General features: G+C 60.3%; 7 protein-coding genes and 1 pseudogene. 3 read left to right on the forward strand and 5 right to left on the reverse strand.

Going from position 1 to position 11,164, the window contains the following annotated elements:
* Positions 1–51 precede the first annotated feature (51 nt).
* On the reverse strand, positions 52–2,724 hold the full coding sequence (locus O2N63_RS16120; RefSeq protein ID WP_271055329.1) for a molybdopterin-dependent oxidoreductase: 2,673 nt from the start codon (positions 2,722–2,724) through the stop codon (positions 52–54).
* Between the two features lie 201 nt (positions 2,725–2,925).
* On the opposite strand from O2N63_RS16120, the gene torR reads away from it, so the two are divergent.
* Positions 2,926–3,633, forward strand: a complete 708-nt coding sequence (gene torR, locus O2N63_RS16125; RefSeq protein ID WP_271055330.1) for a two-component system response regulator TorR — start codon at positions 2,926–2,928, stop codon at positions 3,631–3,633.
* Here torR and O2N63_RS16130 read toward each other — a convergent pair.
* On the reverse strand, positions 3,606–6,473 hold the full coding sequence (locus O2N63_RS16130) for an ATP-binding protein (RefSeq protein WP_271055331.1): 2,868 nt from the start codon (positions 6,471–6,473) through the stop codon (positions 3,606–3,608). The two genes, torR and O2N63_RS16130, sit on opposite strands and share 28 nt — an antisense overlap.
* Between O2N63_RS16130 and torT the strand changes: the two genes are divergently transcribed.
* Positions 6,451–7,482 (forward strand): TMAO reductase system periplasmic protein TorT, encoded by a 1,032-nt coding sequence (torT, locus tag O2N63_RS16135; RefSeq protein WP_271055332.1) that lies wholly within the window; start codon positions 6,451–6,453, stop codon positions 7,480–7,482. The two genes, O2N63_RS16130 and torT, sit on opposite strands and share 23 nt — an antisense overlap.
* Before the next feature lie 15 nt (positions 7,483–7,497).
* On the opposite strand, the gene O2N63_RS16140 is transcribed toward torT, so the two are convergent.
* From O2N63_RS16140 to O2N63_RS16150, 3 genes are read right to left on the reverse strand one after another with little or no spacing between them, the layout of a single operon-like run.
* Entirely contained in the window at positions 7,498–8,526 is a 1,029-nt protein-coding gene (locus O2N63_RS16140; RefSeq protein WP_271055333.1) for an ABC transporter substrate-binding protein, read from the reverse strand.
* Positions 8,505–9,872, reverse strand: a complete 1,368-nt coding sequence (locus O2N63_RS16145; protein ID WP_271055334.1) for a sensor histidine kinase — start codon at positions 9,870–9,872, stop codon at positions 8,505–8,507. Before O2N63_RS16145 ends, O2N63_RS16140 begins: the two co-directional genes overlap by 22 nt.
* A gap of 2 nt (positions 9,873–9,874) precedes the next feature.
* Positions 9,875–10,549 (reverse strand): response regulator transcription factor, encoded by a 675-nt coding sequence (locus O2N63_RS16150; RefSeq protein ID WP_271055335.1) that lies wholly within the window; start codon positions 10,547–10,549, stop codon positions 9,875–9,877.
* 136 nt (positions 10,550–10,685) lie between these two features.
* On the opposite strand from O2N63_RS16150, the pseudogene O2N63_RS16155 reads away from it, so the two are divergent.
* A pseudogene (locus tag O2N63_RS16155) lies at positions 10,686–11,164 on the forward strand (tripartite tricarboxylate transporter substrate binding protein); the annotation flags it as partial.

Consider the following 11,164-nt stretch of genomic DNA (forward strand, 5'->3'; position numbering starts at 1 on the left):
TGGAGGATACGGCCGAGACTGTTGTCATGTCACCTGTGGTTTGCCGGAGGGTTACTTCGGCGCGTCAGCGGCGTTGGCCATCAGGTATTCCATGATCAATGCGCGTTCGTCGTCTTCAAGACCGGCCCGTTCGAACATGGAGGGCGTGATGCCTTTCCATTGCTGTTGCGTGTAGTGGGTCACTTCACGCGGCGCATGGCAGACAGTGCAGCGTTCGAAGAACATCTTCTCACCCGGCGTCATGTCGGCATAGAGCGCTTCGGTCAGGGCGGCGAGGCGGTCAAGGCCCAGCTTTTCGTCGTCGATCGAAGCAACGTCCATATCCGCGATGATCGCGGGCGGATCATAGGCCATGTTCGGACCTTCCGGATCTTCACATTTGCGCATCTCAATCAGCGTGGTGTTGGCCGTGGTCGCTTCCGACAGGCCAGAGGCACGCTGGGTCGAGGTCAGGAAGTTCGCCAGACCCGAGTTGTCGCGGCCCTTGCTGTCCAGTTGCGGCCAACCACCTTCGTAGATCGAAACCACGCCCGGCATGATGTCATCCGACACCACAGCCCCTGCGATAACCGTGCCGCGCTTGTTGTAAAGCTCGACCAGATCGCCGTCTTCGATGCCACGGTCCGCCGCGTCCTGTGCATTGATCCGCACCGGCTCACGCCCTTGAACCATATAGAGGTCACGCAACCGTTCCGAGTTGGCCATCTGGCTGTGCAGGCGGAACCACGGGTGGGGCGACACGACGTGCAACTGGCCTTTCTTGGCGTTGCCGAGATATTCGTGTTTCTCCATCCACATCGGCATGCCGGGGCAATCTTCAATCTTCATGTCGGCGATGGTGTCGCAGAACATTTCGACCTTGCCGGACGAGGTGTGCAGCGGGTTCGCTTCAGGATTTTCATAGAAGGCGCCGTGGCGGGTCCATTTGCGGGCCTCGGTTGGCACCGGCATACGGGCATAACCTTTTTCCCAGAACTCCTCGAACGGGATCTCTTTCGCAGCACCCGAAGCCTCATAGGCGAGTTTGATGTGATACATCTTGTCTTCACCATCGGTGAACTGTGCCCAGAGCCCCAGTTTGTCGGCCAGACCTTCGAAGATCTCGTAATCCGGTTTGCTGTCGGCAATCGGTTCGATCACCTTCTTCATCGCATAGACGCGGTCGTTCGAATATGTGCCGCCCGAGGTGATGTCGTCCTGTTCCAGAGTGGAGGACGCCGGGAAGACGATGTCGGACCAACGGGTGGCAGCGGTCCACCAGACGTCAACACAGACGATGGTTTCCACTTTCTCAAGCGCACGGATCAGCCGGTTGGTATCCTGCTGGTGCGACATGAAGTTGTTGCCCGCGTTGAAGATCATCTTGATGTCGGGATAGACGTTGTTCTGCCCGTTGTAGAAGATCTCCATGCCCGGGTTTTCCAGCGCTTCGGTGATGCGCGAGGCAGGCACGATTTTCTTCACAAAGTTGCGGCCCTGACTCATGCCAACCGGTGTGGCGTTGCCGCCTTGCGGCATGCCGCCGTTGCCATAGTGCCAGCTGAAGCCAACACCCTGACCCGGTTTGCCGATTTTACCCAGAAGGGCCTGGAAGTTGACGATCGACCAATAGGCCATCTCGCCGTGTTGGGCACGTTGGATCGCCCACGAGCCTGCGATGGCAGTTTTCGAGGTGGCGATGAGTTCACAGAGATCCTTGATCTGCTGCTCTTCGATGCCAGTGATTTTCGCAGCCCAAGCAGGCGTCTTCGGCGTGCCGTCGGTTTCACCTTTCACATAGGCAATCCACTTGTCGGCACCAACCGTGTATTTCGCCATGTATTCCTTGTCATCCCAGCCGTTTTCCAGCGCGTGATAGGCCATCGCGAGGAACAGCGCGGTATCGGTGTTGGGGGTGATCCGGGTCAGTTCGGAATTCAGATATTCATCCGACGCGGTGCGTTGTGGGTTGATCGAGATGAACTTGACCCCAGCATCGCGGATTTCTTCCCAGTGGGCATACATGCCGTGGTCAGCCACGCGATATTCGATCCGGTTGTTCTTGATCGGGTCGCAACCGACCAGCACAAAGACTTCAGTTTCATCGCGGATGGTTTCCCATGCGGATTGCGCGGAATAAACTTCCATGTCGCCGATGATATGCGGCATGACAACTTGGCCTGCACCGGCCGACCAGTCGCCAGCGGTGTTGGTGCAGCCACCCATGAGGTTGATCAGACGACCCTGAAGCACGTTGGGGCGGAACACGCCAGCGTTTGACCAGCCGCCGTAAGACGAGCTGAAGATCGCTTCGTTGCCGTGGTTGGCAGCGGTATCGAGCAGCGCTTTGGCGGCCAGGGACCAAGCTGTATCCCAATCGACGCGGACCCATTCTTCCTTGCCGCGAAGCTCGGGCTTGGTGTCGCCGGTTTCCCATCCTTCCAGATAGGATTTACGCACCATCGGATAGTTCACGCGGGTCTTGTCATAGGTCCGGTCCATGATGCCGTAGGTCAGCATCTCGGTCGGGCGGGCATCCAGCTCCATCATGGTGTTGATGCCGACCAGTTTTCCGTCACGCACAACGGCTTCAAACGGGCCGAAGTGGCTGGCGTGGAAGGTGCGGCCCGAGAATGAATTCGGGTCGATGGATGCAAGCGCTGTTGATCCCATCAGGCTGGTGGCCCCGAACATGGCGGCCCCACCTTGAATGAATGCGCGGCGGGTTGGATTGGAAAGTGACATTTGTTCCTCCTGTCTGAGGGATTTCCATTTGTCATCAACCCTAGAAGCCAAGTGTGAACTGGTCTTCCCGACCCCGTGAATGTGCTGTGCGAGTTTGTAAAAGGATGTAATAATGGCTGGAGTGAAAGGGGGATTATCGTTACCTGACGCCAATCATGCCCCACCCACGCGCTCGACCGCGCAGCAAAAAAGGAGCGGATCATGACCCAGCATATTGTCATCGTCGAAGACGACAGCGTGACCCGCCGCCGCCTGGCCGCGTCATTAAAGAAACAGATGTATCGGGTGTCCGAAGCCGAGGACGCGGCCCAGATGGAAGAGATCCTTGCCCGCGATCCGGCAGACCTTCTGCTGGTCGATATCAACCTTGATGGCAAGGACGGGTTGACCATCACCCGTGAACAACGGGCCAAGTCGAATGTGGGCATCATCCTGCTGACCAGCCGTGACGACCAGATCGACCGAATTGTCGGGCTTGAGATGGGGGCCGACGACTATGTCACCAAACCCTTTGACAAACGCGAGCTGTTTGCACGGGTAAAAAACCTGCTGATGCGGATCGACGAAATCCGCTCTGCCGCCCCTGCTGCGCCCAATCCCACCGCCCGGTTCGGTCGCTGGACCTTGGATCGGTCGCGCCGTCGACTTGAGAATGGGGAAGGAGCCGTTGAGGCGCTGACCCGCGCCGAGTTCGAACTTCTGCACGCATTCACCCAGTATCCCGGCGTCGTGCTGTCACGTGACCGGCTGCTGGAGCTTGTCCAGCATCGCCGCTGGGCGCCGGACAATCGCACCATTGATGTGCTGGTGGGTCGGTTGCGCAAGAAGATCGAAGAAGATCCCGCCCAGCCGGATTGGATCATCACCGTGCATGGCGAAGGTTATCTTTTTGCAACCTCGGACAACTGAAGGCCAAAAGCGTCAGCCAAAGAGGTCAACAGGCCCCGCGCCTCGCGTTCCAGCTCGATGATCTCTGACAGGTTGGCCGGAAGCGCCGCGCCCTCTCGCGCCGCGCCTTCAAGCTGCCCCAAAGCATCACAAAGCGTGGTCAGCTGGAAGTTCGACGCGGCCCCTTTGAGCTTGTGGGCCAGCTTTGCCACCTGCTCATTGTCCTCCGCCTTCAACGCCGCTGACAGCTCGGTCATCCCGCTTGCGGATTGTTCCAGATAATCGCTCAGGATCTCTTCGGTCAGCGCCCGTCCCAGATCCTCAAGATCACTTTCCAGCATCTGCCGCGTCAGATCTTCGCCGCCGCTTAGCACCGCTCCCCGCACCGGATCGGTAGGGGAGGGGGGCGTACCCTGATCTGCCTCACCCACAGCCGGTGGAAGCTCATCCCCGAGATAGGCCGACAAGGCACGCGGCGAGATCGGTTTGGTCAGGATCCCGTCGACCCCCAGCCGTGCCCGTTCCTGAACCGTGTCGGCGATATGATGCGCGGTCAGAACGACGATGCGCAGCCCGGCCTGCCGGTCCTTGGCAAGGGCCGCGGCCACCTCGCCACCCGGCATGTCCGGCAGGTCGAGATCGAGCAGCAGGATGTCATGGAGACCGGTTCGGGCCATGTCGATCCCCTCCTGTCCGGTTTCCGCCTCGTCCACCTCGCAGCCCAACCGGTCAAGATAGCCTCGTGCCACCATCCGATTCACCGAATTGTCCTCGACCAGCAGAACCCGATGGCCAAGTTCTGCGCGTAGGGCCTGTTCGCGGGTCACGTGGATCTGCGCCAGATCCCCCGTTTCCAGCGGCACGGTCAGGGTAAAGCGCGACCCTTCTCCCGGCGCGCTTTCCACCGACAGGGCGCCGCCCAGAACTTCGGTCAGACGGCGCGAGATGGACAGGCCCAGCCCCATGCCCTGAATATTGCCCACATCGCGCATATGCCCACGCCCATAGGCGTCAAAGATATAGTCCATGTCGCTTGCGGAGATGCCCATCCCGGTATCCATGACCGAGAAGCTGAGGACCGGTGCCCCGGTATCGGGATGCGGTGCGTGGTCCACCACCAAATCCACCCGGCCCTCATTGGTGTATTTCACCGCATTGGACAGCAGATTCACGACGATCTGGCGCAGCTTGGGCAGGTCGCCAAGGCAGGCGGGTGGTGCGGAGGGGGCAAGCGTGACCGAGACCTCAAGACCCTTGGCCTCGCCTGCCACTGCCAAATAAGAGCCAAACTGCCCCACCAGATCACGCAGATCGAAATGCACGTTCTCCGCCGTCAGGTTGCGGCTTTCGGTGCTGGCGTAATCCAACAGGTCGTTGGACAGGCTTAGGAGGTGTTCCGCCGAGACCCGCGCCGTGGTCAGCCGATCCCCCAGTTCCGCATCCTTCATATCGCCTTCCAGCAGGCGCAACATGCCAATCACGCCATTGAGCGGCGTGCGGATCTCGTGGCTCATCATTGCCAGAAACTCGGATTTCGCGCGGTTCGCGGCCTCGGCTTCGGCGCGGGCGGCGTCATGGGCTTCCATCTCGGTCACGATCTGACCGGTGCGTTCCTTGACCGCCACTTCCAACTCATCGCGCAATTGCCGGGACTGCGCGGCGCGGCGGCGCAGGACGTGCAGGGATTTTTCCATGCTGCCGATCTCATCCGGGCCGGTGACGGGGATGTCGCGATCGTAATCCTCTTGCGCCAGCGCATCGATATGCTCTGCCACATCGCGCAGGCGTTTCACCACACCCACTCGGGCGGCCCGCCAGGAATAGATTGCCGCAGCCCCCAGCACGACCAGCAGTCCGGTCAGGGCAAACGAGATATTGCGGGCCAGCCCAAGGGCGGCATCCTGCGCAATGAGCACGTCAGCCTGAACCAGTTGCAAATTGGCATTGGCAATCCGGCTCAGATCATCGGTCTGGGCGCGTGCGGTTGCGGCGAGAATACCGAACTGATCTTCCGCCTCGATCAGGGCAAGACGCAGGGCGACACTGCCCTCGGCATCCAGCTCGCCATACAGAAGGTCAAGCAGTGTATTCACCCTGTCCTGCGCCGCCGCTGAGGACAGGAACCGCACCCGGGTTTGGGAAAAGGCGAGCTGTTCCTCTGCTTCGATCTTCAGATCCGCCAGCGCAAGGCGACTGTTCTGAAACGGCACCTGCAACAGCAAAAACCCGCTGCGCTCAATGGCACCATCCAGCTCGATATGCCGGTCATAGGTGAAGAAATCCACATCCGCCAACCGGTCCAGCGTGGGGCGCGCAGTCTGGTCCTGTTCGTAAAGATCGGCAATCGTAGCCGTGACACGCACGCGGGCAATATCGGTTTGACCAGCCAGAATATTGCCCATTTCCGATAGGCGTTCAGTGGTCTCGCGCTGGCGCTCTGCAAGCCGCGCCTGATCCTCAAGCTTTTGCTGCGTGACCGACACCAGCTGCGTCAGCGTATCCTGCAGGCGTTCCAACACAGCAAATTCCTGTGCACGCGCGGGATCGGGATAAAACTCTTCCAGCGCTTCCAGATCTTTGCGCAGCCCGCCCAGCTCGCGCTCCATCCGGCCTGAGAGCTGGTCGAGATCAAATTGGGTCTGAAGATCGGGAAACCCTGGCGCAAGAGCCGCGATGAACCCCGCACTGTCCACCACCTTGCGCGCCAGCGGCCCTGCGGGCAGGTTGTCTTGTATCAAGGCGCGTTGTTTGCTGGACAGATAGCTGTTCGACATCACCGCAACCAGACTTGCCAGGAGGGCAAGGCCAACGATGAAAGTAAAGATCCGCAGAAGCTGTGTGTCGAAGCGTGTGCTTTGCATGGCCCGAGCTTATGTCCGGGGCGGTCTGGCTGCAATCTCCCTTCTGATCGTGGGGCTGGTTTCGGATGCAATCCCACCTGCCAAGGCGCAGGGGGTGACGCACGTAGACGGCGCAAAAACGGGGCCGATTTGCGTGGTGGTACCCCATTTCAAGGATGAATATTGGCTGAGCGTGGGCTTTGGGCTGGTCGAAGAAGCCAAGGTGACGGGCGCGGAGATCCTGCTTTACGAAAGTGGCGGCTATCACGCGCTTCAACGCCAGATTTCCCTGCTCAGTGATTGCGTCGATCGGGGCGCCCGCGCCATTCTTCTGGGCGCGGTATCGGCGGATGCCCCACAGCTTCTGAACACGGTTGAGATGACCGCCCGCGAGGTGCCGGTGGTGGCGCTGGTCAATGCGCTGAACTCGAACCATCTGAGCGGCGCCGTCGGGGTAGACTGGGGGGATATGGGCCGCGTCATCGGCCAGTTCATGAACCGCATCTATCCCGAAGGACAAAACGCCGTTCCCGCGGCTTTGATCACCGGACCCGACCTTTCGGGCTGGTCCCCACTGCTGGAAGCGGGATTGTGGACGGGTGCGGGTCAGACCGCCGCCCGTTTCGACTTCATCGGCCGGTCGGACACGGGGCTGCGCGAGCAACTGGCGCAGGTGGAACAAGCGATGATCTCGGTGGATCAACTTGCCGTGCTGGTCGGATCTGCCCCAGCCATTGAGGGCGCAATGGGATTGCTTGCCAATGCCGACGCCGAAAAAACCCCCGTTCTGATCTCGACCTATGTCAGCCATTCGGTGCGACGCGGCCTGCAAAGCGGTGCCGTGCGCGCGGTCGCCTTTGACGATCCGATTGAACAGGGCCGCCTTGGAATTCGTCTGGCATTGGCCGCCGAACGCGGCACTTTCACCAATGAGATTGTTGGCCCCGAAATTCAGTTGATCACCGCCCAAAGCGACGCCGCCTGGCAGATCGAACTTGCGCCTGCGATGCTGGAACTTCGGATCGAGTGACCCGCCGGCGGTCCGCTACTGGATCACCGCGTTTTCCCATTCTTCCAGAAAGGTGCGGCGTTTCAGGCGGTCCTGAAAGGCCATCAACGATGGGTCCAACGGTATGATTGCCCCCGCCGACCCATCCGCCGACACCGCAAGTGGGGGCAGGGGGGAGGTTGCGGCTTGTGCGCCTTGCCCGGTTTGCGCCGCCACCAGATGCCGCAGGAATGCTTCCGCCTCGTCCATATGCACGCTTTGCACCGACACAAATCCGGTCCGCATCATCATTGTGGGAAAATCCGAAGGCTGGATGATGGCAAAGCGGTCATCCTCTTCCTGACGGGCCGCGGCATAGCTGCCCAGCACGTTATAGGCGGCGAGGATGCGCCCTTCGGCCACGTCGTCGATCATGTCGCCCGAGCAGCAATAGAGCCTGGTATTGAGCGCGCCCATCACCTCCATCAGTCGCCAATAGGTCTCTGATACCCGCGCATCCTGCGTGGCAAAGAGATAACCCAGCCCGGATCGGCGCACGTCATAGGTGCCCACGCGCCCCGTAAAATAGTCAGACCGTTCGCGCAGGGCGGTGATCAGCTCTTGCCGTGTCTGCGGCAATTCACGCCCCTTGAAAGCCGCACGGTTCAGCACAATCGCCGCCGGCTCGCTTGTGAAAGCAAAGAGGCTCTGTCGCCACATCGCCCATTCCGGATGCTCCACCCCATCAAGCGCATGGGCATAGCCGTCATTGACCAGCTTTAGCTGCAAATCCATCGCACTGGAAATCAGGATGTCATAACGATCAGGGGCAGCTCGAAACAGCATATCCGCGTCCGCTGTGCCGGTCACCAGATACTCCACTGCCCAGTCGGGATTGGCGCGAATGAACCCCTCGATGATCGGGGCAAGGAACACGGTGTCGGTGCTCGAGAGGATGCGCAGGGTCGCTTCATTGGAGGTGGGGGTGCCAAAAACCCTCCGGTCCTCCCAATCCTGCGCCGCCAGAGGGCCACCTGCGGTGACCCACAGAACAAGTGCGGTGACTAAAACGATAATGTGACGCATGCGCCGCCCTCCGCCCGGTTGGAAAGATGAATGGACCCGCCATGTACCGCCACAACGTCCCGCGCAATGGTCAGGCCAAGACCCGATCCAACCGTATCCCCGGCATTCTCGCCGCGGGAAAACCGGTTGGTCAGCGCCTGCATCCGGTCGGGGGGAAAACCCGGCCCTTGGTCACAGACCACCACCTGCGGGCGCGGGGTTGCGGTCACGTTCAGTTCGATCCGGCTTTCGACCGGAGAGTATTTCAGCGCATTGTCGATGAGATTGCGGATGGCGTTCTGCAGCAGGATCGCGTCCCCCTCGATTTCCACCACCGCATCACCTTGCAGGATCAGGTCGATGTCCTTCATCTCGGCCACGGGTGACAGGTTTCGCACCAGTTCCCCGGCCAACGCCACAAGATCGATCTGTTCCTTTTCCAGATTATCCGAGCGGAAGGTGACCATTGCATGATCCAGAAGCTGCCCCGCCGCGCGCGAGCTTTCATCCACCGCGCGCATCATCGCCCGAAGGGCGGCGCGGTTGTCCTCTCGTTCCACCCGTTGATAGGTGTTTTCAGCGTGCGCCCGCACCGTGGCCAGAGGGGTGCGCACCCGATGCGCGGCCTCGGCAATGAACTCCTCCGACCGGGTAAGCGACTGTTCCAACCGCGCCATCAGCGTGTTGAGCGAGCCGACAAGCGGCGCCATTTCGGAGGGAACCGGTTTTGACACCGGGCTCAGATCTGTCGGACCACGTCGCGTGATCGACTGGGTCAGGCGTTTCAGGGGCGCAATTGTGGTGGCACTTGCCCAGAAGGACAGAAGTGCCGTCAGCAGGAAGAACCCGGCGCCGAACAAGGCCACGTTGCGCGAAATCCGGTTCTGCGCCACCGCCAGCGCATCCTGCGTCTGGGCAATCGACACGGTCACTTGGCTGCGCAGGTCAGCGCCAACCAGCGTGCGCGAGGCACTGACCAGCCGGAGTGAGGTCCCCGCGTACTCCACCGTGGCAAATCCCAGCTTCTCGCCCACCGGGATCGGCGCGCGCGGCAGATCCTCGTATCCCGTCAGAAGCGTGTCATCCTGATGGATTGCGTAAAACACCCGGTCATCTGATGGGGTGTTCAGCATGGAAAAGGACGCGTAGGGGAAATCGACTTCAACCGCCCCGTCCCGCATGATCGCCACATCAAGGATCGAGGACACCGCCGCACCGAGGATATTATCCTGCCCCTGCTGGGCGATCTGCGCCGAGTAGGACCGGGCCACGAGATAGAGCGTGGCCGCAAGAATGGCCGCCCCCCCAATCAGGCTGAAGGTCAGACGCCGACGCAGGGAACCAGAGATATGCACGTTTTCCGCCATTCTCAGCTCTCATCCCCCTGATCCAGCCGATAGCCCAATCCGCGCAGGGTGGTGATGGCAAGCGAACTGCCTTCCAGATGTTTGCGCAGCCGCCCGATATAGACCTCAATCGCATTCTCCGACACGTCATCATCATAGGAAAACAGCCGATCAAAGAGTTTATGTTTCGGGAAAATCTGCCCCGGTGCGTTGAAAAAGAGTTCGAGAAGCCGCAGTTCACGGTTGCGCAGGGTGCGGGGGGAACCGGCGACGACCAAATGGCCTGCGACGGGATCAAAGCTCACATCGCCCAGTGTCATCACCGTCTGCGCCGCCCCAGATTTCCGCCGCAGGACAGCGCGGCAGCGGGCCTGAAGCTCTTCATGGTCAAACGGTTTGGTGACGTAATCATCGGCTCCGAGATCGAGCATGCTGATTCTGTCTGAGACTTGCGAACGCGCCGTCAGCACAATCACCGGCGTGTCCATCTGGCTGTCGCGGTGGCGCTTCAGAAAGCTTCGCCCATCACCATCCGGCAGCATGATGTCCAGAAGGATCAGGTCATATTCCCCGGTCTCTGAAAAGGCCACAGCATCGGATAAAACCGCTGCATGATCAATGACATGGCCATCCATTTGCATCCGTGAGCAAATGGCATTTGCAAGTTCCTGATTATCCTCGACCAGAAGAAACTTCATAGGGTTTTGCGCCTCATTTGCCTTGCTGACCCGCGATGACAGCTTTGTGACAGGTTGCCGTGGTTAGCTCGTTTCAATCAAGCCGGTCCTACTACAGGGCCAGCTTTGCAGTTTTGTCAAATCGGGAGGAAATGAGATGACAATGAAACTTGCGCGCCGCGCATTCATGACCGCAGCCACGGCTGCTTTTGCCCTTGGGGCACCGCTTGCCACTCCGGCACTGGCTGATGGGCACAAAGTGCTCGATTCGATCCACTTCCTGATCCCCGGTGGGGCCGGTGGTGGCTGGGATGGCACCGCACGTGGTACCGGCGAAGCCCTGACCAACGCAGGTCTGGTTGGCAACGCATCGTTTGAGAACATGTCCGGCGGTGGCGGCGGTAAGGCAATCGGGTTCCTGATTGAAAACGCCGACAGCAACCACGGCACCCTGATGGTGAACTCGACCCCGATCGTGATCCGCTCGCTGACCGGTGTGTTCCCGCATAACTTCCGCGACCTGACGCTGGTGGCTGGCACCATCGGTGACTATGCCGCAATGGTGGTTGGCAAGGACAGCCCGATCAACTCGATGGCCGACCTGATGGCCGCCTATGACGCAGATCCGGGCAGCAC

The sequence above is a fragment of the Aliiroseovarius salicola genome (assembly GCF_027891095.1).
Classification (GTDB): Bacteria; Pseudomonadota; Alphaproteobacteria; order Rhodobacterales; family Rhodobacteraceae; genus Aliiroseovarius; species Aliiroseovarius salicola.